Raw genomic sequence first — 25,576 nt, forward strand, 5'->3', positions numbered from 1 at the left:
AGCCGACTATCGACAACCTGTTCTGCGATTTGATCATCCGTCAGAACGGCGGGGAGCAGGCAGGCCTGATCACCGGCTTCAACGTTGGGCCGGAGAACGTCGCCCAGTTCCGCACAGCCGGCCTGGACGTGAACCTTAGCTACCGCCTCCGCGCTGGCCGGGCGGGCACGTTCACGCTGAACGTCATTGGCAATTACCTGGAGCGGCTTGAATTTATCGGGACCCCTGGGGCGCCGATCACTGACAGCCGGCAAGAAGCCTTCGCTCCCAAGTATACGGTAAACAGCGATCTAACCTGGAAGATCAATCAATTTACCGTCAACTACGGCTTGGGTTACTTCTCCAAAACCATCCGTGGCGGCTTCACAAACCAGGAGGTCGAGAACAATCCGGACATTCTTGGCGAGTACACCTACGCCAAGGCGCGCTGGAAGCACGACATATACGCCAAGGTAGACGTGGGCGAGAATTTCGAATTCTATGGCGGCGTCAACGACGTCTTCAAGCAGAAGCAGGAGATCGGCACCACCAGCTATCCGGTGCCGGCGGTTGGGCGTTTCTTCTTCGCCGGCGCGCGGGTGAGGCTCGGCAGCGGCCGCTAACGACCTGTCCAAGAATTACTGGCAGGGGCTGGGCACGAGCGGGGCCTGTTCTTTTTGGCTTTGCATTACCGGGGCGAGCACTAAGGTCGCCGATCATGGGGGTGGGCGTAACTGAACTCACCGGCGGTTCTTCCGGCGCGGCGCTTTTGGCGCTCGGCCTCGCCGGGTTGTGGATCGTGCTGGGCGTTGCCCTGTCGGTACTCGCGGCGCGGCGAATGCGGCGGGCCAACGCCCTCCTCGGGGCGGCCCAATCTCTGTCCGCGCTCCTTGCTGCGGGACCTGCGCGTCCCGTACTGGTGCATGCCGACGGCACGATCGAGACCGACAACCGATTGGTGCGCGAGCTTGGCCTGGAGCACGTTCCGGCAAGGATCGAGGACCTTGCTACTGGCGGTCGCGGGCTGGAGCAGGATGATCTTGCCAGCTTGTCCGATCGGTTGAGCGCAGCGGCATTGTCCGGCGACCGCATCGAGCAATCCGTCGGGATCGCCGGTTCGACGCGCGTGCTTGAAGTGCGCGGCGCCCCTGCGCCCCCGCCGGCGCCTGCGGGAACGATGTTGTTGTGGCTCTTCGACACCAGCGGTGCAGAGGCCGACAAGGCCGCGGTCACCGAGCAGCTCGCGCGAACGGAAACGGCGCTGGGCAACCTGACGCAGCTGATCGAGGCAGCGCCCTTCCCGATGTGGTACCGTGGCCCCGATCTGGCGTTGCGGCGCGTCAACAGCGCCTTTGTAGCGGCGGTCGAAGGAGGCGATGCGGAGGAGGTGATCGCCAACGGTAGCGAACTGATCGACAGTTCGGGAACGGAGAGCGCCAAGGCGGGGAGCCGCCGGGCCGTTGACAGCGGCGAGCCTTACTCGCGGACGCAGCCTGCGACGATCGGGGGCGGACGGCGCATGCTGCGCATCGTCGACGTGCCGCTGCAATCGGGGGCGGTCGCCGGGTTCGCCATCGATATTCAGGAACTCGAGGACACGCGGTTCGAGCTGGCCCGCCAAATCGAGAGCCAGCGTGAGCTGGCCGACCGGATGACTGCTGGCTCGGTCCAATTTGACGCGGACCGGACGCTCTCGTTCTACAACCAGCCGTTCGCCATCATGGCGCAGCTCGACCCCGAGTGGCTGAACGAGAAGCCCGAGTTCGATCGGGTGCTCGAGCGCATGCGGGACAATGGACGGCTACCCGAGGCACGCGACTTCCCGCAATGGAAGGCGGAGCGCCGCGACTGGTTCATCTCGCCCGAGGAGGCCGTGGAGGAGGAATGGATCCTCGCCAACGGCGACCATCTGCGCGTCCTGGCACAGCCGCTACCGGATGGCGGGCTGCGTTTGATCTTGGAGGATCGCACGGAGCAGGTGCGGCTTTCCAGCGCGCGCGACACGCTGCTGCGGGTCCGAACCGCGACCTTCGATAATCTGTTCGAAGGCATTAGCGTGTTCGCGGCGGATGGGCGCCTGTACTTGTGGAACCGCCGCTTCTGCAGCTTCTGGGACCTGGACGAGAACTGGCTGGGCGAGCACCCGCGCGTGGACGAGCTGGTGCCGGCGATGGCCCGGCGTCTGGTCAACCCGACCGCTGCGGCGCAGCTGCGCGAACTGGTGCGGGCAGCGACCACCGAGCGGCGACAGGGCAGCGGGCGCCTGTCGATGGTGGACGGTAGCCATTTCGAATTTGCGGCGGTGCCGCTGCCCGACGGCAACGCGCTGTTCACTATGGTCGACGTGACCGACTCCACCCGGATCGAGCATGCCTTACGCGAACGTACCACGGCCTTGGAGGAGGTCGATCGGGTCCGCACCGATTTCGTCGCCAACATGTCTTACGAGCTGCGCACCCCGCTTACCTCCATCGGCGGCTTCGCCGAGATGCTGGCGGCGGGCTACGCCGGCAAGCTGGCGCCCGCTGCGGCGGATTATGTGTCGGCGATCCTGGAGTCGGTTGCGCGCTTGTCCAAGCTCATCGACGACGTGCTCGACCTCACGCAGGGCGAGAAGCGCGCGGTCACCATTGAGCACGAACGGATCGATCTTGCCGGATTGGTGCGGAGCGTGGCCGAGCGGATGGTGGAGCCGGCGCGCGACAAGCGGCTTCAGCTGCAGACCAACATCGACCCCAGCACGGGCGTGGTGATCGGCGACGCGCGGCGGCTGCGCGAAAGCCTGGAGCATGTCCTGCGCAATGCGATCGCCTATACCGACAAGGGCAGCGTAACCCTGCATTGCCGGGGCGAGGACGGCATTGCTCAGATCCGGGTGATCGACACCGGCGCCGGTATCGCGCGCGAGGACCAGGCGCGGGTGTTCGACCGCTTCTATCGGGCCGGAGGACGCCGCGGTGAGGCGGCGCTGGGACTGGGCCTGCCGCTCGCGCGTCAGTTCGTCGAAGCGCATGGCGGCACGGTGGAACTGCAATCGGACGCAGGGCAGGGCACGACCATCATCTTCACGCTCCCGCGCAAGCCGGCATGATCTTGAAGGACGAAGCCGAGACGGAGCGGGCGGGTCATCAGCTGGCAGCCGTGTTGCGGCCGGGCGATGTGGTGGCGCTCTCCGGGCCGCTTGGGGTTGGCAAGACGGCGCTGGCGCGGGCCATCCTGCGTGGGGCGGGGCATGCCGGCGAAGTGCCCAGCCCGACCTTTGCGATCGTTCAGCCCTACGACGAGCTGCCGCTGCCGATCTGGCACTGCGACCTGTACCGGCTGGAGGACGCCTCGGAGCTCGAAGAGCTCGGGTTGGACGAGGTGCTGACGGAGGGCGCGTTGCTGGTGGAATGGCCCGAGCGGGCGGGTGCGGCGGCATGGCCACAGGCGCTGCGCTTGTTCCTCCAGTTCGCGCCCGACGGCGCTCGCGGGTTGACAGGGCAAGTCCCCGCGGCATGGAAAGGGCGATGGCCGCTTCCCCGATGATCCCGCCGGCGCACGCGCCCGAGTTCCTGGCCGCGCACGGCTGGGCCGGAGCGGCGATCGCTCCGCTGGCTGGGGATGCGAGCTTTCGCCGCTACTTCCGGGTTCAGGACGGTGAGCGCCGGGCGGTGCTGATGGACGCGCCGCCGCCGCACGAAGATCCGCGGCCGTTCGTCGCGGTGGCCGAATGGCTCGGCGGGGCGGGCCTGTCCGCGCCGGAGATCCTCGCGCAGGATCTCGAGCGGGGTTTGCTGCTGCTGTCGGACCTGGGCTCGGACCGCCTCCGGGAGACGGTGGATGCGGCTCCGGAGCGCGAGCGCCAGCTGTACGAATTGGCGACGGACGTGCTGGTGCACCTCCATTCCCGTGCACCGATGCCCGGCCTCCCGCCGCATGGGCTGGACCAGTGGCTGGAGGAGCTGAGGCTGTTCACCCAGTGGTATTGCCCGACGGTCGGCCTCGGGGTCGATGAGGAGGGCTACCGGGCGGCCTGGGAGCAAGTGCTCGTGCCCGTCGCCGAAGACGGGCTCGGACCCGTGACCGTGCTGCGCGACTACCATGCCGAGAACATCATGCTGATCGGTGACCGGGGCGGGGTCGGTCACCTGGGATTGCTGGACTTTCAGGATGCGTTGGCAGGCCATCCAGCCTACGACCTGTGCTCGGTGCTGGAGGACGCCCGTCGCGACGTGTCGCCGGAAATCGAACGGGCGATGCTCGACCGCTACATGGCCGCAGCGGGCGCTCCGACCGGCTTCGAGCGCGCCTATTGGACGCTCGCGGCCCAGCGCAACACCCGCATCCTGGGCGTGTTCACCCGGCTCTGGAAGCGCGACGGCAAACCGCAGTACCGCCAGTTCCAGCCGCGCATGTGGGGCCTGCTGGAGCGCGATCTGGCGCAGCCCGGACTGGAGCCGGTGCGGAGCTGGTTCGATCGCAATGTGCCCGCCGCTTATCGCTGCGAGCCTTGGGCGGCGGCGGCATGAACGCGACCGTCTGCCGCACCCTTCGGCTCCGGCCCGAGATTGAAGCGGCCGTTCCGCGCACGGCGATGGTCATGGCCGCCGGCCTCGGCAAGCGCATGCGCCCGCTCACCGCTACCCGGCCCAAGCCGCTGGTGGAAGTGGCCGGCAAGGCCCTGCTCGACCATGTCCTGGACCGGCTACGAGCGGCGGGGGTGGAGCGGGTCGTCGTCAACGTCCACTACCTCGCGGACGCGCTTGAAGCCCATTTGCGATGCCATGCAGCCGATCTGGAGGTCGCCATCTCCGACGAGCGCGAGCTGCTGCTCGAAACGGGAGGGGGCCTCAAGCAGGCGCTGCCGCTGATCGATTGCGATCCCTTCCTGGCGGTCAACAGCGACAATTTGTGGGTCGACGGTGCGACCGACACGCTGAAGCTGCTCGCCTCCCATTGGGATGGCGAGCGGATGGACTGCCTGCTGCTGCTGGTGCCGCAGGCGCGGGCGGGCAACCACCGGGGCCAAGGCGACTTCCACATGGACCCGACCGGTCGACTGCGACGCCGGACCAAAGCCAAGGTTGCGCCGTTCGTGTTCACCGGCATCCAGATGGTGGCCAAGCGGATGCTGGACGGAGCGCCCGACGGGCCGTTCTCCACCAACCTGCTTTGGGATCGCGCCATCGCCGAAAAGCGCTGCTTCGGCGTGGTTCACCCGGGCCTGTGGTTCGATGTCGGTACCCCGCCGGCCATCCGCGATACCGAGCAGGCGCTCAGCCTTGCCTGAGGCCGTGCGGCCGACGGTCTTCACCATTCCCGCGCACCATAGCTTCGCGGACGCACTGGCCGTGCGGCTGATCGCGCAGCACGGCCGCGACCCGCTGGCGCTGGCGCGCGGGCGCATTCTGTTGCCCAACAATCGCGCAGTGCGAACGGTGACCGAGGCGTTCGTCCGTGCGAGCGGTAGCGGACTGCTGCTGCCGCGGCTGATCGCGGTCGGCGATCCGGAGCTCGACGAGCGCATCGGCGAAGCGCTTGACCCGGCCGGAACCGTGCACCCGGTGCCGCCCGCGGTCGAGCCGCTACAGCGGCTGGTGGCGCTTGCGGGGCTGCTTCGGCGGCAGATGGACGTGACGGCCGCCGAAAGCTTCCGCCTGGCCGCGGACCTCGCTCGCACGCTGGACGCGCTGCTGGTCGAGGAGATCAAGCCCTCAGGCCTGGCCGAAGCGGTGGCGGATGCGCCGGAGCTGGCAATCCATTGGCAGGTCTCGCTCGATCGGCTGGCCGCGCTGCTGCAGGCCTGGCCGGCCGAGCTTGCGCGACTGGGTCGCATCGACCTCGCCGAACGCCGCAACCGGCTGCTGCGCGGCATGGCCAGGCGGTGGGCGGAGGCACCGCCTCCCGGCTTCACGATCGCCGCGGGAATCACGACGTCGGCTCCGGCAGTGGCGGAGCTGCTGGCCCGGGTCGCGCGGCTGCCGCAGGGCGCCGTCATCCTGCCCGCGCTTAATGGCCCCGACCGCATGAACGCGGAGGAATGGGACGCGCTCGGGCCGGACCCGGACACCGGACGGCGCGACGAGACTCATCCGCAGTTCCACCTCAAGCGGCTGCTCGACCGGATGGGGGTCAACCGCAAAGAGGTTGAGCCGTGGCGGCGCGGCGGGCGTGCGGCCGCTCCCGCAGTCCGCAGCCGCGCGGTGGCCCACGCCACCAAGAGCGCGCGCTTCACCGACCGGTGGGCGGACCTGCCAGCGCCCGAGCGACGCCTGACCGGAGTGCGCTATGCCGAACTCCCCGAGCCCGCGTCGGAAGCCCAGGCGATCGCCATTGCTTTACGGGAGGCGCTGGAGACCCCGGGGCGGACGGCGGCGCTGGTGACGCCGGACCGGGTCCTGGCGACGCGGGTCTCGGCCTTGCTCGCCCGATGGGACATCGCGGTCGATGATTCCGCGGGCAAGCCGCTCAGCCAGACGGCGTTCGGAACCCTGCTGTTGGGCATCGTGGCGGCGGCAGCGGAACGGCTTGCCCCGGCGGCGACCCTGGCGCTGGTCAAGCATCCGCTGGCAGGCACCGGGCAGGACCGGCAGGTCTGGCTGGAGGCCGGGCGCATGCTCGACCTCGCGCTGCGCGGGCCGCGGCCGCCGGAGGGGCTGGCCGGGATCGACGCCCATTGCGCTGCCAAGGACCGCGAGCGCGGGACCCGCGGCCGCGGCGACGCCTGGCGGCACGTGCGGCCATGCCTCGAGAAAGTGGATGGCGCGCTGCTCCGGCCGGTTTCGCTCGAACGCTTCGCCGGGGACCTGCGCGAGATGGTCGGCGACATCGCCGGGAAGAGCGCGTGGAGCGGGCCGGACGGGCGCGCCGCGGCCGAGCTGCTGAGCCAGCTGGAGACGGGCGAAGGGGCTGCGAACTTCCAGCTGGCGCCGGAGGACGCCGTTCCGCTGCTCCGCCAGCTGCTCGACGGGCAGGCCGTCCGCCCACCCTACGGCGGCCACCCGCGCATTCAGATCCTCGGCCTGCTCGAAGCCCGGCTGCAGCATGCCGATCTGGTGGTGCTCGGCGGGATGAACGAGGGCGTCTGGCCGGCATCGTCGCAGCCCGACCCGTGGCTGGCGCCCAAGATCCGTGCGAACCTGGGGCTGCCCGGCCTCGACTACCGCGTCGGCCTTGCGTCGCACGATTTCGCCAGCCTGCTCGGCGCGCCTGAGGTGGTGATCACCCGCGCCCGGCGGGACAGCCGTTCGCCGACGGTTGCGTCCCGCCTGCTGTTGCGGCTGCAGGCGATGACCGGTGGCCTGGCGCGGGACGTCCGGCTGGAGCGCCTGACCGCTGCGCTCGACACGCCCGCTGCGCAGCACCCGGTCGATCGCCCCGCGCCCGCGCCGCCGCCAGAGGACCGGCCCAAGCGCATTGCGGTGACCGCGGTCGACCGGCTCAAGGCGGACCCGTTCGCCTTCTATGCGCAAGCGATGCTGCGCCTCCGCGCGTTGGAGCCGGTCGATGCCGACCACACCGCTGCGTGGAAGGGCAGCGCGGTGCACAAGGTGCTGGAGGAATGGCTGTCGCAGGACGACTGCGATCCCGACAAGCTGCTCCCGCGCGCCCGCGCCCTGCTGGCGGACGAAGCGATCCACCCGATGCTGCGTGCGCTGTGGCAACCGCGGCTGCTGGAGGCGATCGACTGGGTGGCGGAGGAGGTCCGCAAGGATCAGGCCGACGGGCGCAAGCCGCTGGCGGCGGAAACTAGTGGTGAGGCGGAGATTGCTGGAATTGTGCTACACGGCAAGTCCGACCGGCTTGATCGCTTAGGGGACGGACGGCTGGGGATCGTCGACTACAAGACTGGCAAGGCTCCGTCCGCCAAGGCGGTTGATGCGGGTTACGCGCTGCAGCTGGGCCTGCTCGGGCTGGTCGCACGTGCGGGCGGGTTCGGGAAGATCGCCGGGCTGCCGGGGGCGCACGAATATTGGTCGCTGGCCAAGGACCGCGACCGCTTCGGCAAGCGCAGCCGAATGGACGGCAAGAGCGGGGCCGACGATTTCCTGGCTTATGCCGAGCGCGAGTTCGCCGCCTTGGCCGAGCGCTACCTGCGCGGCGCCGAGCCGTTCACCGCCAAGCTCCACCCGGCCTATGCGCCCTACGGCGACTATGATCAGCTTATGCGCCTGGAGGAATGGTACGGGCGCGAGTGACTACTTCTTTCTCGGCTTGCCCGAGCGGGCGTAAAGCACTGCAGCGACGATTGCCGCCGAGCCGATGCCGACGCCCATCCCGGCCTTGAAGTTCCGGCCCTTGGCTTTGTCCTTGGCCTCCGTCGGCTTGGCCTCCGTCGGCTTGGCTTCCGTCGGCTCGACGTCCGTCGGCTTGTCGTTTTCGCTCATAGTTGATCCTCGTAACTTCGTGCGGCCATAAACGCATGGCGTCGGACAACGGAAGCGTTATGGCTCGCGCATGTCGCCCCGCCTGCAGCCGCTGAAGGCACTCCAGCCCGACCAGGCCCGGGCGGCCGACCCGGCTATCCATGCCGCTCTCTCGGCGAGCGCCGGCACCGGCAAGACCCAGGTGCTGACCGCACGGGTCATGCGCTTGCTGCTGGGCGGGGCGAAGCCGGAGACGATCCTCTGCCTGACCTTCACCAAGGCGGGCGCGGCCGAGATGGCCAACCGCATCGGCGATCGGCTCGCGCGGTGGGTGCGGCTGCCGGGTGCCGAGCTCCGCAAGGAGCTGTTCGCGTTGGGCGAGGACAATAGCTCGCCGATGCTGGAACGCGCCCGACGCCTGTTCGCGGAGGTGCTCGACGCGCCGGGTGGTTTGCGGATCCAGACCATCCACAGCTTCGCGCAAGCGTTGCTCGCGGCCTTTCCGGCGGAAGCGGGGATCACGCCAGGCTTCCGGCCGATCGAAGGGCGGGAAGAACAGCTGCTCGCCCGGCGCACGCTGGCGACGCTGATCGCCGAAGCGGAAGCGCGCGGGGATGAGCAGTTGATCGCCGACGTTCAGGCCTTGAGCCGGCGATTGGGCGAGCGCGATGCCGAGCGCTACCTGCTGAACTGCGCGCGCCACCCGGAGGCCATGACCGTGCTCGCCAGGCCGGATCAGATCGAGTCCGGGCTGCGGAGCCTCCTGGGCCTTCCCGAGGGCTCGATCGACGAACTGCTGGCGGCGCGCTGCCATGACGACAGTTTGGACTGCGCGTTGCTGGGCGCGATCGTCCAAGGCCACCGCGAGTGGAACACCAAGACGGGGCACGGCTTCGCGGACGACCTCGAGGCCTGGCTCCAGCTTGCGCCGCACGAGCGGTGCCGGGCGCTGGACCGGCTCGCGCAGGTCGTGTTCACGCAAGGCGGCGAGCGGCGCAAGCTTCAGGCCGGGCTGCTCAAGGCCGCGCCGGACGCGCAGGACCATTGCGACCGCCTCGCGGAGGAAGTGGCCGAGCTGCTCAGCCTGCAGCGCAAGGCCGAGCTGGTCGCGGTCCAGGCGGCCGGGCTGCGGGCCGGGGCAACGTTTGCGGACGCCTACACCCGGGCCAAGCGCTCGACGGGGGTGGCGGACTTCGACGACCTCATCCGCTGGACCCGCACGCTGCTGGCGACGCCCGGTATGGGCGAGTGGGTCCGCTACAAGCTCGATCAGCGCACCGACCACTTGCTGGTCGACGAGGCGCAGGACACCAACGCCGACCAGTGGGCGATCGTCGAGGCGCTAACCGAGGAGTTCTTCAGCGGGGAAGGGGCGCGGGGGCACCACCGCACCCTGTTCACCGTGGGCGACTTCAAGCAGGCGATCTATGGTTTTCAGGGCACCGATCCGCGCGAGTTCGAGCGTGCGCGCGGCCGGATCCGCGAGCGGGTCGCGGCGCTGGAGGACGCTGCCCGGCACAACGAGGAGGTCGTCGTTCGGCCGTTCCGCGACCTGTCCATCGGGCAGAGCTTCCGCTCGTCGCAGGCGGTGCTGGACGTGGTCGATGCGGTGATCGCCGAAGTCGGGCCCGAGCAGATGGGGCTGCCCGACCGGCCGGAGCTCCACCGCGCGTTCGCTGCGGACCGCCCGGGTTCGGTCGAGCTGTGGCGGCCCCATGCACCGGAGAACGGCGAAGGGAGCGAGGACGAGGACGAGGAAGGCTGGCTGACGGAGCCGGTGCGGCGCTTCGCGGGAGAGCTGGCGCGCACGACCAAGGGCTGGCTGCGCGAGGCCCCGGTGCTCGCCTCCACCGGGCGGGCGCTGACAGCGGGTGACGTCCTGATCCTGGTCCGCAGCCGCGGCGAGCTGGCGTCCCTTCTGGTCGCCCGGCTGTTCGCGGAAGGCGTGCCGGTGGCCGGCATCGATCGATTGCACCTGTCCTCGCCGCTCGCGGTCAAGGACCTGATGGCGGCCGTGGCCTTCGGCGCGCAACCCTTGGACGATCTCAACCTTGCCAACCTGCTGGTCTCGCCGCTGCTCGGCTGGGACCAGGACCAGCTCTACGATCTGGCGCATGGCCGGGTCGGATCGCTGTGGGCCGAGCTGCGGCAGCGAGCCGGGGAGGGCGGCCATCTTGCCCAGGCACGCGACGTGCTCGGGGAGCTGCTGCGCATTGCGGACTTCACCACCCCTGCGCGCTACCTGGAGACGATCCTATCAGGACCGATGGGCGGCCGCCGCAAACTGCTGGAGCGGCTCGGCGCCGCCGCGCGCGACCCGATCGACGAATTGGTGGCAGCCGCCATCGAGTTCGAACGATCGGAGATCGCCTCGCTCGACCGGTTCCTCCACTGGTTCGGCAACGGCGAGGTGGAGATCAAGCGCGACCCTTCCGCGCCGGCCAACGCGGTGCGGGTCATGACCGTGCATGGCGCCAAGGGCCTGGAGGCGCCGGTCGTGATCCTGGCGGACGCCACGGTCGATCCCGCCAACCTCGGTGAGAAGAACAGCCCGATCGCCATGCCCTTCGGCGAAGCCGGCAGCGCTCCCGTGCTCCGTCCGCGCAAGGCCGAGATGGACGAGCCCTACGCGACGATCGTCGGGGAAGCGAAGACGCGCGACCTCGAGGAGCATTGGCGGCTGCTCTACGTCGCGCTGACCCGAGCCAAGGAGCGGCTGGTGGTCGCCGGGGTGCTCCCTAGCCGCGGGATCAGGCCGGACAGTTGGCATGCCCGGGTGCAGGCCGCGATGGAAGGCCGCGGCGCCGCGTGGGACGGTGAAGTTCTGCGCTACATTGGCGGGGGCGCGCGCGGAGCTGCCCGCTTGGTCAAGGCGAAGGACCACCTGCCCTCACTGGAGCTGCCCGGGTGGCTGCTCCGCCCTGCTCCGGTTGAAGCCCGCCCGCCGCGGCCGCTGGCGCCCTCGCAGATCGCGGAGGACGCCGATGCCGCTCCGCCGCCCGGTCCCGAGCTGCGCGCAGCCGCTCGCCGCGGCGTGCTGCTCCATGCCTTGTTCGAGCGCCTGCCCGGCGTCGTCCCGGAGTTGCGGCACGACGCGGCACTGCATTGGCTGGAGCAGTCGGCCGGCGTGGGCCACGTGGGGACGCGGGAGGAACTGGCGCGCGCAGCCTGCTCGATCATCGGCGATGAGGCCTACGCTCCGTTGTTCGCGCCCGGTTCGTTGGCCGAAGCCCCCGTTGCGGCCACCCTTCCCGACGGGCGGGTGGTTGCGGGAACGGTGGACCGGCTGCTGGTGGATGCGGAGGAGGTGCGGGTCGTCGACTTCAAGACAGGGCGTCAGGTGCCCCGAAGCGTGGCGGAGGTCCCTCAGCATCATCGGCGCCAGATGGACGCTTACGCCGAAGCGCTGGCCGTAATCTTCCCCGGTCGACCCATCCGCACGGCATTGCTTTATACAGCCGGCCCGCGGCTGATCGACCTTACCGGTTGAGGCGGGCCGGCGCGCCCACCATATCGACCATGAACCTTGCTTCAGGAGTCCGCATAATGCCGACCAAGACAGTCACCGACCAGAACTTCGCCACTGATGTATTGAACGCCGACAAGCCCGTGCTCGTCGACTTTTGGGCGGAATGGTGCGGTCCGTGCCGGATGATCGCGCCGGCATTGGAGGAGATCAGCGGGGCGCTGGGCGACAAGGTTACGGTGGCCAAGCTCAACATCGACGAGAACCCGGACACACCGGGCCGCTACGGCATCCGCGGCATCCCGGCGATGCTGCTGTTCAAGGGCGGCCAGCCGGTCGCGCAGAAGGTCGGCGCGGCGCCGCGCAGCCAGATTCAGCAATGGCTGGAAGGGCAGCTCTAGGACCCGTTCGGGGGCTCGCGCCCGGCGAGTCCCCGCGTGTTCGGCCTGAACCGCTCGAATGTCGGCAGCTCGTCCGCCGGAAACCACGGCAGGCGGCTCCCCCAGAAGATGTGAAAGCCTGGCTTCACCGCTGCGGGGTTGTCGAGCGTCGCGATGCTGAAGTCGACGGTTTCCGGCTGGTGGTCGACCCGCATGTAGAGCGGAGTTCCGCACTCTGCACAGAAAGCGCGATGGCCGAAGCTGCTGGATTGGACGGTGCCGATGCTTTCGGCACCCGCCGTAACTACCCAGTCGCCATCTTCGACACTTGCGAACGCCATCGCCGGCGAGCCGCTGTTGCGCTGGCAGGTTCGGCAATGGCACCAGCCGGCATCGAACGGTTCGCCCGCTAGCCTGAACCGCACCCGGCCGCAAAGGCACCCGCCCGTTCGCGTCATGGGACGGCTTTAGCAGACCAGTCGCTTAATTGACTAGAAAGGGCCCCACTCCTACATCGCAACACATACAAACGCTCGTGCGCGGGCGCCTTTTCACCTGTCCGCGCACCATCAAGGAATTCGCATGTTCGCTGGCCTAGCCAAGTCCATCTTCGGCTCATCCAACGACCGTTACGTGCGCTCGCTCGGCAAGATCGTCGATGCGGTGAACGGGTTCGAGCCGACGGTGGCGGCCCTGACTGACGAGGAGCTGCAGAACCAAACGCGGATCTTCCGCCAGCGGCTGGAGAATGGCGCAAGGCTGGACGAACTGCTGCCCGAAGCGTTCGCGACCGTCCGCGAGGCGGCTCAGCGGACGCTCGGCCAGCGTCACTACGACGTGCAGCTGATCGGCGGCATCGCCCTCCACCGCGGCGAGATCGCGGAGATGCGCACGGGCGAGGGCAAGACGCTGGTGGCGACGCTCGCGACCTACCTCAACGCGCTGCCCGGCAAGGGCGTCCACGTGGTCACCGTCAACGACTACCTCGCCAAGCGCGACGCTGAGTGGATGGGGCAGATCTACAACTTTCTCGGCCTCAGCGTCGGGGTGATCGTGCCGAACCTGGTCGAAGATCAGCGGCGGGAAGCCTATGGCTGCGACATCACCTACGCGACCAACAATGAGCTCGGTTTCGACTACCTCCGCGACAACATGAAATACTCGCGCGAGCAGATGGTCCAGCGGCCGTTCGCCTACGCCATCGTCGACGAGGTGGACTCGATCCTGATCGACGAAGCGCGCACCCCGCTGATCATCTCCGGCCCGACCGACGACAAGTCGGAGCTGTACCTGCTGGTCGACGCGATCGTGAAGCAGTTCGGGGCGAGCGACTACGAGAAGGACGAAAAGCAGAAGAGCGTCGTGCTGACCGAGGACGGCACGGAAAAGGCCGAGCGGATGCTGGAGGAGGCCGGCCTGATCGAGGGCCAGAACCTCTACGACATCGCCAATACGCAGGTGGTTCACCACCTTAATCAGGCGCTCAAGGCGAACGTGCTGTTCCGCAAGGACATCGACTACATCGTCAAGGACGGCAAGGTCGTCATCATCGACGAGTTCACCGGGCGCATGATGGACGGGCGCCGCTGGTCCGACGGCCTGCACCAGGCGGTCGAGGCCAAGGAAGGCGTCAACATCGAGCCCGAGAACCAGACGCTCGCCTCCATCACCTTCCAGAATTATTTCCGCATGTACCCGAAGCTGTCGGGCATGACCGGCACTGCCGCCACCGAGGCGCCCGAATTCTTCGACATCTACAAGATGAATGTCGTCACCATCCCGACCAACGTGGCCGTGCAGCGCCAGGACGAGGACGACGAGTTCTACAAGAACATCACCGACAAGTTCGCGGCGATCGCGAAGGAGATCAGGAAGCGGCAGGACATCGGCCAGCCGGTGCTGGTCGGCACCGTGTCGATCGAGAAGTCGGAGATGCTCAGCGAGTATTTCCAGGCGGAAGGCGTTCGCCACTCCGTGCTGAACGCCCGCTTCCACGAAAGCGAGGCGCATATCGTGGCCCAGGCGGGGCGGCTCGGGGCGGTGACCATCGCGACCAACATGGCCGGCCGCGGGACCGACATCAAACTGGGCGGCAATCTCGACTTCCGGGTCGAGGACGAGCTCAGGGAGGTGCCCGAGGGTGCCGAGCGCGACGCCGCCATCGAGCGCATCCGTGACGAAATCGAAGCGGAACGGCAGCAGGTGCTGGCGGCGGGCGGCCTGTTCGTGCTTGGCACAGAGCGGCACGAGAGCCGGCGCATCGACAATCAGTTGCGCGGCCGTTCGGGGCGCCAGGGCGACCCGGGCCTGTCGCGCTTCTATCTCAGCTTGGACGACGACCTCCTCCGCATCTTCGGGCCGCAGACTGCGTTCGCGCGGCTGATGAACAAGAACCTGGAGGACGGCGAGGCGATCGTCTCCCCCTGGATCAGCAAGGCGATCGAAACCGCGCAGAAGAAGGTCGAGGCGCGCAACTACGACATCCGCAAGCAGGTGGTCGAGTTCGACGACGTGATGAACGACCAGCGCAAGGTCATCTACGAGCAACGGGCGGAGATCATGGACTCGGCCGACATCTCCGACGTGGTCGTCGAGATGCGCGCGGAGACGGTCGCGAGCCTGATCGCGGCGCACTGCCCGCCCGGCACCTACCCGGAGCAATGGGACGTGGAAGGGTTGAAGGAAAGCCTGGACGAGGTGCTCGGCCTGCAGCCGCCGGTCGAGGATTGGCTCAAGGAAGACGAGGTCGAGCAGGACCTGATAGTCGAGCGGGTGCAGCAGCTGTCGGACGAGGCGATGGCGGCCAAGATCGCCGAGCTGGAGCCGGAGCGCTGGCAGGAGATCGAGAAGAGTTTCCTGATCCAGACGCTGGACCACCATTGGAAGGAGCACCTGGCGACCCTCGACGCGCTGCGCGCGGTCATTCACCTGCGTTCCTATGCGCAGAAGAAGCCGATCGACGAGTATAAGCAGGAGGCCTTCCTGCTGTTCGAGCGGTTGCTGATCGCGATCCGCGAGGATGTGACGCGGATGCTCAGCCGCGCGCAGGTGCAGTTCGAGGAGCCGCCGCTGCCCGAACTGCCGGCCTTCCTAACCCAGCACCTCGATCCGCTGTCGGGCGAGGACGACACCTACGACCTCGACGCCGCCGCGCGTGGTCTGGTGCGACCGCCGCACCCCGACGACGCCATGAACATCCCGCGGCCCGACATGCCCGCGCTGCCCGACGGCGTGGTCGCCGAGCAGGTCAGCCGCAACGCGCCGTGCCCGTGCGGCTCCGGCAAGAAGTTCAAGCATTGCCACGGGCAGCTGGCTTAGCCCTCCCGGCGGACGCCGGGCCTCCGCATCCGATCGACCGGACCGCCGTGCGCGCCGACTATCGAGCGGAAGAGAATGGGTTGATCGAGCGGCGCTTGGCGGAGGCGCGGCTGCCCGCTGGCCAGCAGGCCGAAGCGCAGGCGATCGCCCGCACCCTGGTCGAAAGCGTCCGGGCGCAGCGGCCGGCGGGGCTGGACGCGTTCCTCCATGCCTACGATCTCGGGTCGGAGGAAGGCGTGGCACTGATGTGCCTGGCCGAGGCGCTGCTCCGTATCCCCGACGCGCGCACGGCCGACGAGCTGATCCACGACAAGCTGTCCGGTCCGGACTGGGCCGAGAAGCTCGGCGACAGCAGTTCGCCCTTCGTCAACGCCGCGACCTTCTCGCTGCTGCTGACCGGCAAGGTGCTGGACGGCGCACACGACCGTTCGGGCAATTGGAAGGCGGCGCTCGGCCGCGCGGTCGGGCGGCTGGGCGAACCGGTGATCCGCACCGCGGTCGGCCAGGCGATGAAGATCCTGGGCGGCCAGTTCGTGTTCGGCCGCGACATCGACGAGGCGCTGAAGAACGCCGCGCCCGAGCGCAAGCGGGGCCTCAGCCACAGCTTCGACATGCTCGGCGAGGCGGCGAAGACGATGGAAGATGCGGCGCGCTACGCGGAGGCGTACCGCTCGGCACTGAAACGGATCGCAGAAGAAGCCGAAGGCGGGGTGATCCGCTCGCCCGGCATTTCGGTAAAGCTGTCCGCGCTGCACCCGCGCTACGACGTGTTCCGCGCCGAGGAGGCCAAGGCGCACATCCTCCCGATCCTGCGCGAGCTCGCCGCCACGGCCAGCGCCGCGAACGTGCACCTCACCATCGATGCGGAGGAGTCCGACCGGCTCGAGCTGCAGATGGACCTGCTCGAAGCGCTGGTCGTCGACGACAGCCTGTTCAAGAACGGCTGGACCGGTTTCGGCATGGCGCTGCAGGCTTACGCCAAGCGCGCGGTGCCGGTCACCGACTGGGTGATCGACCTTGCCCGCGCGCACGGCCGCACCCTGATGATCCGGCTGGTCAAGGGCGCCTACTGGGACAGCGAGGTCAAGGTCAGCCAGGTCGGCGGCTACGACGACTATCCGGTGTTCACCCGCAAGGTCGCGACCGACGTGTCCTATCTCGCCTGCGCCAAGAAACTGCTCGCCGCGAGCGACTGCATCCATGCCGCCTTCGCCACCCACAACGCGACCAGCATCGGCGCGATTAAAGCGATGGCGGGCCGCACGCCGTTCGAGTTCCAGCGGCTGCACGGTATGGGCGACGGCCTCTACGAGGGGCTGAACCGGCTCGAGCGCGAGCTGGGCGAGCCGCAGACTCCGGTGCGCATCTACGCGCCGGTCGGCAGCCATAAGGAGCTGCTGGCCTATCTCGTTCGGCGCCTGCTGGAGAACGGCGCCAATTCGAGCTTCGTCAACCGCATTGCCGACGTGGAGGTCGGGCTCGACGAGCTGACCCGCGATCCGGTCGAGCAGCTCGAAGCGCTGGAGCCCAGGCGCAATCCCAAGATCCCACTGCCGCGGGATATCTTCGGCACCAACCGCCGCAATAGCGTGGGCGTCGATCTTACGGACCCGAGCGTGCGCGAGCCGCTGCTGGCGCGGTTGCGGATGCTGGAAGGCCGCAGCTGGACCGCGGCGCCGAGCAACGGCGGTGCGGGGCAGCCGCAGGTCCTTCGCTCCCCGTACGACCGGCGCCTGCAGGTCGGGACGGTAGTCGAGGCTTCCCCGCAAGAGATCGATCGCATGGTTCGCGCCGGCCACGCGGCGCAGCAGAGGTGGGACGCACGCCGGGGCGAGGAGCGGGCGCGCCTGCTCGACCGCACAGCCGACCTGTTCGAGCAGAACCAGGAGCTATTCTTCTCCCTGTGCATCCGCGAGGGCGGCAAGACGCTGCCCGACGCAATCCTGGAGGTGCGCGAAGCGGTCGACTTTCTGCGCTTCTACGCGACCGAAGCGCGCGCCAAATTTACTGCGCCCAAGAAGCTGCCGGGGCCGACCGGCGAGCACAACGAGTTGCGGCTGCACGGCCGCGGCTGCTGGACCTGCATCAGCCCGTGGAATTTCCCGCTGGCGATCTTCATCGGTCCGGTCGCGGCGGCGCTGGCGGCGGGCAGTACGGCCATCGCCAAGCCGGCCGAGCAGACGCCGCTGATCGGCGCCTTCGCTATCGCGCTGATGCACCAGGCAGGCGTGCCGCAGGACGTGGTCCAGCTCGCCCCCGGCGACGGCCGGGTCGGCGCGGCGCTGGTCGAGCATCCGCTGACCGCCGGCGTCGCTTTTACCGGCTCGACCGACGTGGCCCGCATCATCAATCGCACGATCGCCGACCGGCCGGGCAAGATCATCCCGCTGATCGCCGAAACGGGCGGGCAGAACGCGATGATCGTCGACAGCTCGGCCCTGCCCGAGCAGGTCACCCGCGACGTGGTCGCCTCCGCCTTCCAGAGCGCGGGCCAGCGTTGTTCGGCCCTGCGCGTGCTGTTCGTGCAGGAGGATGTCGCGGACGGCATGATCGCGATGATCGCCGGCGCGATGCGGACGCTGAAGATCGGTGACCCGCGTGATCTAGCGACCGACCTCGGCCCGGTGATCGACGAGGATGCCAAGCGCTTGCTCGAGGAGCATGTGGGCGAGCTCGATCGGGCCGCCCGGCGGATCGAGGGGCTGGTGCTGCCGAACGAAACCGCACACGGCAGCTTCGTAGCGCCCGCGATGTACGAGATCGGCTCGATCGCGCAGCTCAACAAGGAGCATTTCGGCCCGATCCTGCACGTGATCCGCTTCGCCGGAGATCAGCTCGACCGGGTGATCGCCGACATCAACGCGGTCGGCTACGGCCTGACCCTGGGCCTCCAGAGCCGCATTGATACCGTCCGCGACTATGTCGAGCAGCACGCACAGGTCGGCAACTTCTACGTCAACCGCAACCAGATTGGCGCGGTGGTGGAAAGCCAGCCGTTCGGCGGCGAGGGACTATCGGGGACGGGACCCAAGGCCGGCGGCCCGCACTACATCGACCGTTTTGCAACCGAGCGCGTGACGTGCATCGATACGACCGCTGCGGGTGGGAATGCGACGCTGATGGCGGAGCTTTGAGCGTTTGAACGTCTGCTTGGGTGGGAAATTGACTCCAATCGCGTAGCTTATCGGCGTGATTTGCGGTGTGGTTTGCTTCTGCTGACGCTGAGTGCCGCTTCTTGCGGATCAGCCCCGGTACAGCCAGCCAAGTCGTCGGCTGCGTCCTTGGTTGTCCGGGACTGCGGGATGCGCTTCGTCCTCGAGCACCTTCATCCGCGTCCAGGCTCTGCTCAATCGCGAGTGGAGAGCGGAGCCTTGATACCGGCTTGTGCACTTCCAACCGCGGCTGACATCCGATCTGCTTGTAGGGAGCCGGAAGGGGTTCCGATCCCTGGATCGAGCGATCCGGATAATCCGGATGAGCCGGAATATGCCTTTCCGGACTACGTTGTGTACGGAGCCCGCTGTGCATACGAGACTAGTAGCCGGTCCGTGGCCGTCTGCAGCTTCGATCTTGAGGGGCGGCCCGGCGGCCGCGAGCGTATCACTGCGCAGTTCCAGCATCGTTTTCACGACCTGAGCAACGCGGTGGTGCATGATTATCTATCAACCGGTTGGGAGACGGACACGCTTTGCACAGCCGCCTCGCCAGTTATACCTAAAGGCTCGCATTTTCGCTAAGGATCGAAAGCAGACATCATCTATGCAGCCGTAATCGATGGCTGCGCGGAAGCTACAACGCTGAAGGAAATGGCTCCCCGGGCCTGATTCGAACAGGCGACCATTCGATTAACAGTCGAACGCTCTACCGCTGAGCTACCGGGGAGCAGTCCCGAGGGACGTGACGGGCGGGCCTATGGCGCAGGCGCTGCAGGATGGCAAGTAGCTTCAGGTCGCGAACTGCTCGGTGGCGATGCGTTCGTCAAGCGCGTGCTCCGGGTCGAACAACAGGGTCATGGAGCGGCTGCGGTCGAGGCTGATCTCGACCTCGGCAACGTCGCGGACCTCGAACTGGTCGGCGACTGCCGAGACCATCCGGTCCTCCGGATCGTGCACCCGGAAGCGGATGCAGGTGTCGTCGGGCAGGATCGCTCCCGACCAGCGGCGCGGCCGGAAGGGCGCGATGGGCGTGAGGGCAAGCATGTTGGCGTTCAGCGGCAGGATCGGCCCGCGCGCCGAGAAATTATAGGCGGTCGATCCGGCGGGCGTCGCTACCAGCACGCCGTCGGCGACCAGTTCCGGAAGCGCGACGCGGCCGTTCACCAGCACCTCGATCTTGGCCGCCTGCCGCGTCTCGCGCAGCAGCGACACTTCGTTGATCGCCGCATGGGTCCATTCGTCCCCGCGGATGGTGACGGCCCGCATCGTCAGCGGAGCCACGCTGATCGCCTTGGCGGTGGCGATACGCTCCCCCAGGCAGTCCAGCCGCCAGTCGTTCATCAGAAAGCCGACGGTGCCGCGGTTCATGCCGAACACCGGCCGCACCTCGCCCCCGTCGAGCATCTGATGGAGCGTATGGAGCATGAACCCGTCGCCGCCGAGCGCCACCAGCAGCTCCGCCTCGCGCTCGTCCGCCCACCGGTAGCGGCTGCGGAGCAGAGCGGCTGCGGCCTGCGCGGCCGGGCCATGGGACGCAAGCAAGCCGATGCTGTGCGTGGCCAGATCGGTCGCTTCCGCCATTGCCGCCGCCGCCTCCTTGTTCATCCGTTCTCCTTCAGCCGCCCCGAGGAGCATAGGCGCGGCGATACCCGGGCGCCACTGTCCCGATGCGGTGCAGGGGGTGCAAGCGCGCTGTCGCGAAGTGCCGGGGCGGGTACAGCAAGGCATGCGACTTTGGCTTCTTTCCCCGCGGGGCGGCAAACGTGCGTCCGATCGGCGGCCCAAGCCAGTTGCCCGGGTACGCCGCGATCGCGCCCTGGCCAAGGCCATTGCGGCCGACGCAATCGACATCCGCTTTCAGCCGCAGATCGACGTGGTGACGGGGGAGGTCGTGGCGGTCGAGGCGCTCGCCCGCTGGGATGGGGCACCGTCGGCCGAAGCTCTCTTCGCCCGCGCTGCGGAGGCGCAGCTGGCCGAGCGCTTGTCGCGTGCGGTGCAGCGCAAGGCACTGCGCGCGGTCGGCCGGTGGGATGGCGCGCTTCGGCAACTCCGGGTGGCGATCAACCTGCTTGCGGCCGATCTCGTGCGGCCCGGCTACGAGCACTGGCTGCTCGGGGAGATCGCGGCCGCGGGGCTGGAGCCGCGCCGGGTGACGGTGGAGATCACCGAGGGGACCCTGCTGGCGGATATGGACGCGGCGGCCGGGTGTCTGGCCACGCTGCGCAGCGCCGGGGTCAAGATCGCGGTGGACGACTTCGGGACCGGTTACGCCAGCCTCGCCTATCTCACTAGCTTGCCGCTCGACACGCTCAAGATCGATCGCGGGCTGATCGCGCACCTGGTCGGCGGGACGCGCGACCAGATCGTGGTCAAGGCCCTGCTCGCGCTGGCCCGGGAGCTCCATCTGCAGGTAGTGGTGGAAGGGGTAGAAACGCTTGCCCAGCTGGCACTGCTGACTGAGTGGCAATGCGACGTCTACCAGGGCTTCCTGGGGTCAGGCGCGCTGGACGAAACGGCGTTGCTGCGCTTTGTCGAGCTCACGGCCGAGCGAAACGCGCGCGCAGCTGCTCCAGCGATGGTTCGTGCGTGAGGTCGAGGTGGAGCGGCGTCACCGACACATAGCCGTCCGCCACCGCTTCCAGATCGGTTGAATGGCCGGGCGTCTGCACCATCGGACCGAGGCCGAGCCAGTAATAAGGGTAGCCGCGCGGGTCCGTCCGCTGGATGATCTGGGTGCGGCCATAGTCGCGGATGCCCTGCCGGACCACGCGAACCCCCTGGACCTGCTCCGCGGGCACTGCCGGGAAGTTGACGTTGACCAGCGTGCCGGGAGCCATCGGCTCCTCCAGCAGCGGCTTGAGCACGCGCTCCGCCCAGACCTCGGCGGCGGCAAAGGGTACGTTGTCGCCGAGGCCTTCACGGCTGTACGATTGGCTCAGCGCGATCGACGGAACGCCCGCGAGCGCGCCTTCCATGGTGGCCGATACCGTGCCGCTGTAGGTGACGTCCTCGGCCAGGTTGGCGCCGCGGTTGATTCCCGACAGGATCACGTCAGGGCGATGGTCCTTCATGACGTGGAACAAGGCCATCAGCACGCTGTCGGTGGGCGTGCCTGCCACCGCGAATCGCTTCTCCCCCAAGTGCCGCAAGCGGATCGGACGGGTGAGGGTCAGCGAATGGCCAGTCCCCGACTGCTCCTCCGCGGGCGCGACGATCCACAGGTCGTCCGACAAACGCCGCGCGATCTCCTCCAGCAGCCGGAGGCCGGTGGCATGGACGCCGTCGTCGTTGGTAAGGAGGATGCGCACGGGGACTGGCCATGGCCGAGCCGTCGCCAACGGGCAAGGCGCGACCGGTTGCGCCTTTTGCGCAACAGACTGTTCGTTTCCGGCACAGAGGCGTCAAGTCAGCGCTTGTTCAACAAGCTGGCGGCAAGTATAGGCGCGGTGGGGATGACCGACTTTGGCGGGGCTAAGTCTCGGTAAAGTCTAGTGTTCGCTTCCGGCTGCACCGGTGGCTCGGCGCAGCGGCGGCGTCGTGCTTCGGTTCGGGCGGAATTGTCTCGCCCGGCCAGAAGGGAGGGGACGATGGCCACGGCTCTGGCAGATATCTACGGTGGGGAACCCGAACAATTCGATCGCCTGGTGCTGGCCGCGGGCTACCGGCCCGCGGAGCATGAGGAGTTCATGTGCGCCAAGCACCGGGCCTATTTCCTGCGCAAGCTCAAGGACTGGAAGGAAGCGATCGTCGAAGAATCACGGGCGACCATGGCCCAGCTGCAGGTCGACTCGTTTCGCGAGCCCGACATCGCCGATCGCGCATCAAGCGAGACCGACTGGGGCATCGAGCTCCGTACCCGCGACCGCCAGCGCAAGCTGATCGCCAAGATCGACGCCGCCATTCGCCGCCTGTACGCGGGCGAATATGGTTACTGCGAGGTAACCGGCGAGCCGATCAGCCTCGGCCGGCTTGAGGCCCGCCCGATCGCAACCATGACGCTGGAGTCGCAGGAGCGGCATGAGCGTATCGAGAAGATCAGCCGCGACGATTGATCTGATCCGCCCTGTTCCGCGCAGCGGGACGGGGAAGGCGCAGTCAAGTAGCCCCAGACGGACGACCGAGGCGCTGCTCGAGCCCTGACCCTGCTCGCCCTGCGGGGCGCTCGCTCCCCACGAGCTCCGCTCGCAGGGAGCCTTGAACCCTAGTGTACTAGGCCCAGCATCTCGTCCTTGAGGCGCAGTTTTTCCTTCTTGAGCTGGTGGAGAAGCACATCGTCGGGGTGGGGGCGCCGCTCTTCGGCATCGATCTGGGACTGGAGAGAAGCATGCTTGGAGGCGAGCGCGTTGACGTGTGCTTGTTCCATCGGTGTCGTACCCTTTACTGACTGGTGACAACCCCGCCATAGAACCACAAGTTGCGACCCTTGTCGCGGGGGAAGAGATCGGCTCGTCGAACCGCGTCCGCGCTCTGCCGTGACCCAGCCGTGCCGATCGAGTAGAGCGAACCCGCATGAACGACGATGAGCCTTCCGGACAATTGGCCGCGCTGCGGGTGGAGCATCGCCGGCTCGACGCGTCAATCGAGCAGTTGCGCGCCGATCCCCAGGCCGACCAGCTGGAGATCGCCCGGCTGAAGAAGCGCAAGCTGCGGCTCCGCGACGAGATCGCGATCGTGGCGGATCGCTGCATCCCCGACATCATCGCCTGATCCCGGATCGGGACAGGTGGAGCTCTGCCGAACGCTTGTTTGCACGGAGCGTTTGCAGCGGTGAACATTCGTGGCACTGGTTGGAACAGCCATGCAGGACATCGACGACTATCAACCGGAGGCTCGGATCACCCCTCGCCTGATCGAAAGCCTTTATATTGAAGCGATGCTGCTGGCGGACGAGGCCCGGGCCTACTTCGACGAAGCGGGTCGCGAGGAACGGACAACCCTGGACTCGTTCGTGCGGGTGGGTTTCGCGTGCGAGTCGCTCAAAGTCACCACCCGCATCATGCACATAGTGGCCTGGCTGCTGACCCAGAAAGCGGTGGAAAGCGGCGAGATCAATCCCGGCAGCGAGCGCCGGCCCGACCGGCGGCTGGGTCATGCCGGGGACAGCGATGAGGCGGTTGTTGTGCAGCTTCCCGCAACCGCGCAGCGGCTGGTGAGCGCAAGCCAGGATCTTTATGCCCGGGTGAAGCGGCTGGACGAGGAAGCCTCGGCCGAGACCCCCGTCACCAGCCCCGCCCGCGCCTTGATGGGGCGGCTTGAGCGTGACCTGTTTTCCGGGCGTGACCTGACGGCTTAGAGGGCGGCATGCTCCCGTTCGCCTTTCATCCCGGGCCTCGGTTGCTGAGCGGCGCGGGGCGGGCCGTTGAGCTGGCCGAAAAACTGCCTCCCAGACCCGTGCTGTTCGTGACCGATGCCGGCGTTCGCCACCTCGGCTTGCCCGATCCGTGCATCCTCGCGCTGGAAGCGAGCGGACGAACGGTCGAAATCTTCGATGCGGTGGAGGCCGATCCCTCGCGTGCCACCCTGCTGGCCGCGGTCGAGGCAGGTCGCGCGGTGGGTGCCGCCTCGGTAATCGGCTTTGGCGGAGGCAGCCCGATGGACGTCGCCAAGCTCGCCGCCTACCTGCTCGGCTCTGGCGACACGCTCGACGCCATTTGGGGCGTCGACCAGGCCACCGGCCCGCGGCTGCCGTTGGCGCTGGTTCCGACCACTGCCGGCACCGGCTCGGAAGCGACGCCAATCTCCGTGATCACCTGCGAGGGCGGGGTGAAGATGGGGGTGAACGCACGGCCGCTGACCGCCGACTGGGCCGTGCTCGACGCCGAGCTGACACTCGGCCTGCCGCGGCACGTCACCGCGGCCACGGGGCTCGACGCCATCGTCCATGCGGTCGAAGCCTATACCTCCGCGAGGCTCAAGAACCCGGTCTCGGACGCATTGGCCCGCGAAGCGCTGCGGCTGCTTGCCGCGAACCTGCTGACCGCCTGCGAGCAGCCGCTCGACCGCGATGCACGAAGCGCGATGCTGCTCGGCGCGCACTTGGCCGGACTGGCCTTTGCCAATGCTCCGGTCGCCGGCGTGCATGCACTGGCCTACCCGCTCGGCGGTCTGCACCACATTCCCCACGGGCTCAGCAATGCGCTGATGCTGCGCCACGTGCTCGGTCATAATCTGGAAGCGGCGCGAGGGCTCTACGCCGAGCTCGGGCCGATCCTCGATCCGCGCTGCGCCGGCGAGGGAACGCAGGCATGCGCGGCCAGGCTGATCGAAGGATTGGACGAGCTCGCTTCCGCCACCGGGCTGCCGCTGCGCCTGCGCGATCATGGGATCGCCCAGGACGAAGCGCCGTTGCTCGCCCGCGAGGCGATGAAGCAGACACGGTTGCTCCAGAACAACCCGGTCGAGATCAGCCAAGCCGACGCCCAGCGCCTCTACGAGGCGGCCTGGTGAGCCGGCCTGCCCCGGCAACGCGCGACGGCTTCCGGGCGTGGCGCCGCTTCACCACCCGCTGGGCGGACAATGACGCCTACGGCCACGTCAACAATACCGTCTACTATCAATGGTTCGACAGCGCGGTGAACGGCTGGCTGGTCGAACGCGGGCTGCTCGACATCGCCGCCGGTGACCCGATCGCGCTGGTGGTGGACACCCGCTGCACCTACCATCGGCCGCTCGCCTTTCCGGTTGACGTGGACGTCGGTCTTGCGGTGGCGGAGCTTGGGCGGTCGAGCGTGCGCTACCGTATCGGCGTGTTCGCTTCCCCCGAGGTGGAAGCGGCCACGGCGGAGGGCGAGTTCGTGCATGTAGCGGTGGCGCGCAGTTCGCGGCGGCCGGTGGCATGGCCTGAGACTTGGCGAAGAGCATTGGAAGGGCTCGTCATCCCGGCGTAGGCCGGGATCTCAGCAATTGAGTGTGTGACCGGCGGCCGAGATC

The 25,576-nt window shown here is 68.0% G+C and carries 20 protein-coding genes, 1 tRNA gene and 1 pseudogene; 16 read left to right on the plus strand and 6 right to left on the minus strand.

Annotated elements, in window-relative coordinates; translation table 11 throughout:
• From QZX62_RS07595 to addB, 6 genes and pseudogenes are all read left to right on the plus strand, one after another.
• Positions 1 to 602, plus strand: a pseudogene (locus tag QZX62_RS07595) (TonB-dependent receptor); the annotation flags it as partial.
• A gap of 95 nt (positions 603 to 697) precedes the next feature.
• Positions 698 to 3,070 (plus strand): PAS domain-containing sensor histidine kinase, encoded by a 2,373-nt coding sequence (locus tag QZX62_RS07600; protein WP_294173376.1) that lies wholly within the window; start codon positions 698 to 700, stop codon positions 3,068 to 3,070.
• Complete coding sequence (gene tsaE, locus QZX62_RS07605) at positions 3,067 to 3,507, plus strand: tRNA (adenosine(37)-N6)-threonylcarbamoyltransferase complex ATPase subunit type 1 TsaE (protein ID WP_294173379.1); 441 nt, start codon at positions 3,067 to 3,069, stop codon at positions 3,505 to 3,507. Before QZX62_RS07600 ends, tsaE begins: the two co-directional genes overlap by 4 nt.
• The gene (locus QZX62_RS07610; RefSeq protein ID WP_294173419.1) at positions 3,504 to 4,490 is read left to right on the plus strand and encodes a phosphotransferase; all 987 of its coding nucleotides are present in this window, start codon (positions 3,504 to 3,506) and stop codon (positions 4,488 to 4,490) included. Before tsaE ends, QZX62_RS07610 begins: the two co-directional genes overlap by 4 nt.
• The gene (locus tag QZX62_RS07615; RefSeq protein WP_294173381.1) at positions 4,487 to 5,251 is read left to right on the plus strand and encodes a nucleotidyltransferase family protein; all 765 of its coding nucleotides are present in this window, start codon (positions 4,487 to 4,489) and stop codon (positions 5,249 to 5,251) included. The genes QZX62_RS07610 and QZX62_RS07615 overlap by 4 nt, the downstream gene beginning before the upstream one ends.
• A complete protein-coding gene (addB, locus tag QZX62_RS07620) occupies positions 5,196 to 8,159 on the plus strand; it encodes a double-strand break repair protein AddB (protein ID WP_294173383.1) in 2,964 nt (987 codons plus the stop codon). Before QZX62_RS07615 ends, addB begins: the two co-directional genes overlap by 56 nt.
• On the opposite strand, the gene QZX62_RS07625 is transcribed toward addB, so the two are convergent.
• Positions 8,160 to 8,348, minus strand: a complete 189-nt coding sequence (locus tag QZX62_RS07625; RefSeq protein WP_294173384.1) for a hypothetical protein — start codon at positions 8,346 to 8,348, stop codon at positions 8,160 to 8,162. It abuts the gene before it with no gap.
• A gap of 70 nt (positions 8,349 to 8,418) precedes the next feature.
• On the opposite strand from QZX62_RS07625, the gene addA reads away from it, so the two are divergent.
• The gene (addA, locus tag QZX62_RS07630; protein ID WP_294173387.1) at positions 8,419 to 11,817 is read left to right on the plus strand and encodes a double-strand break repair helicase AddA; all 3,399 of its coding nucleotides are present in this window, start codon (positions 8,419 to 8,421) and stop codon (positions 11,815 to 11,817) included.
• A gap of 56 nt (positions 11,818 to 11,873) precedes the next feature.
• Positions 11,874 to 12,194 (plus strand): thioredoxin, encoded by a 321-nt coding sequence (gene trxA, locus QZX62_RS07635; protein WP_294173388.1) that lies wholly within the window; start codon positions 11,874 to 11,876, stop codon positions 12,192 to 12,194.
• Here the strand turns inward: trxA and QZX62_RS07640 are convergent.
• Positions 12,191 to 12,631: a GFA family protein gene (locus tag QZX62_RS07640; protein WP_294173390.1), complete on the minus strand. Its 441-nt coding sequence runs from the start codon at positions 12,629 to 12,631 to the stop codon at positions 12,191 to 12,193. The genes trxA and QZX62_RS07640 overlap by 4 nt on opposite strands.
• 124 nt (positions 12,632 to 12,755) lie before the next feature.
• On the opposite strand from QZX62_RS07640, the gene secA reads away from it, so the two are divergent.
• Both secA and putA read left to right on the plus strand, forming a co-directional pair.
• Positions 12,756 to 15,491, plus strand: a complete 2,736-nt coding sequence (gene secA / locus QZX62_RS07645) for a preprotein translocase subunit SecA (RefSeq protein ID WP_294173393.1) — start codon at positions 12,756 to 12,758, stop codon at positions 15,489 to 15,491.
• 47 nt (positions 15,492 to 15,538) lie between these two features.
• A complete protein-coding gene (putA, locus tag QZX62_RS07650) occupies positions 15,539 to 18,625 on the plus strand; it encodes a bifunctional proline dehydrogenase/L-glutamate gamma-semialdehyde dehydrogenase PutA (RefSeq protein WP_294173394.1) in 3,087 nt (1,028 codons plus the stop codon).
• Positions 18,626 to 19,298: 673 nt separating this feature from the next.
• Here putA and QZX62_RS07655 read toward each other — a convergent pair.
• Positions 19,299 to 19,373: transfer RNA gene (locus QZX62_RS07655), tRNA-Asn, on the minus strand.
• A gap of 62 nt (positions 19,374 to 19,435) precedes the next feature.
• Positions 19,436 to 20,227 (minus strand): NAD kinase, encoded by a 792-nt coding sequence (locus QZX62_RS07660; RefSeq protein ID WP_294173421.1) that lies wholly within the window; start codon positions 20,225 to 20,227, stop codon positions 19,436 to 19,438.
• A gap of 145 nt (positions 20,228 to 20,372) precedes the next feature.
• On the opposite strand from QZX62_RS07660, the gene QZX62_RS07665 reads away from it, so the two are divergent.
• On the plus strand, positions 20,373 to 21,236 hold the full coding sequence (locus QZX62_RS07665) for an EAL domain-containing protein (protein WP_294173395.1): 864 nt from the start codon (positions 20,373 to 20,375) through the stop codon (positions 21,234 to 21,236).
• On the opposite strand, the gene surE is transcribed toward QZX62_RS07665, so the two are convergent.
• The gene (surE, locus tag QZX62_RS07670; protein ID WP_294173396.1) at positions 21,184 to 21,954 is read right to left on the minus strand and encodes a 5'/3'-nucleotidase SurE; all 771 of its coding nucleotides are present in this window, start codon (positions 21,952 to 21,954) and stop codon (positions 21,184 to 21,186) included. The genes QZX62_RS07665 and surE overlap by 53 nt on opposite strands.
• Before the next feature lie 279 nt (positions 21,955 to 22,233).
• Between surE and dksA the strand changes: the two genes are divergently transcribed.
• Entirely contained in the window at positions 22,234 to 22,698 is a 465-nt protein-coding gene (gene dksA / locus QZX62_RS07675) for an RNA polymerase-binding protein DksA (protein ID WP_294173397.1), read from the plus strand.
• Positions 22,699 to 22,847: 149 nt separating this feature from the next.
• On the opposite strand, the gene QZX62_RS07680 is transcribed toward dksA, so the two are convergent.
• Positions 22,848 to 23,009, minus strand: a complete 162-nt coding sequence (locus tag QZX62_RS07680; RefSeq protein WP_294173399.1) for a YdcH family protein — start codon at positions 23,007 to 23,009, stop codon at positions 22,848 to 22,850.
• Between the two features lie 146 nt (positions 23,010 to 23,155).
• Between QZX62_RS07680 and QZX62_RS07685 the strand changes: the two genes are divergently transcribed.
• The 4 genes from QZX62_RS07685 to QZX62_RS07700 all read left to right on the plus strand — a co-directional run bounded on the left by QZX62_RS07685 (position 23,156) and on the right by QZX62_RS07700 (position 25,533).
• On the plus strand, positions 23,156 to 23,353 hold the full coding sequence (locus QZX62_RS07685) for a DUF465 domain-containing protein (RefSeq protein ID WP_294173401.1): 198 nt from the start codon (positions 23,156 to 23,158) through the stop codon (positions 23,351 to 23,353).
• 70 nt (positions 23,354 to 23,423) lie between these two features.
• Positions 23,424 to 23,939, plus strand: coding sequence for a DUF1465 family protein (locus QZX62_RS07690; RefSeq protein ID WP_366926192.1), 516 nt, complete (start codon positions 23,424 to 23,426; stop codon positions 23,937 to 23,939).
• A gap of 8 nt (positions 23,940 to 23,947) precedes the next feature.
• Positions 23,948 to 25,093, plus strand: a complete 1,146-nt coding sequence (locus QZX62_RS07695) for an iron-containing alcohol dehydrogenase (protein WP_294173404.1) — start codon at positions 23,948 to 23,950, stop codon at positions 25,091 to 25,093.
• Complete coding sequence (locus QZX62_RS07700) at positions 25,090 to 25,533, plus strand: thioesterase family protein (protein WP_294173407.1); 444 nt, start codon at positions 25,090 to 25,092, stop codon at positions 25,531 to 25,533. The genes QZX62_RS07695 and QZX62_RS07700 overlap by 4 nt, the downstream gene beginning before the upstream one ends.
• The last annotated feature ends 43 nt before the right edge of the window (positions 25,534 to 25,576 follow it).

This window comes from uncultured Sphingomonas sp. (assembly GCF_902806265.1).
Lineage (GTDB): Bacteria > Pseudomonadota > Alphaproteobacteria > Sphingomonadales > Sphingomonadaceae > Sphingomicrobium.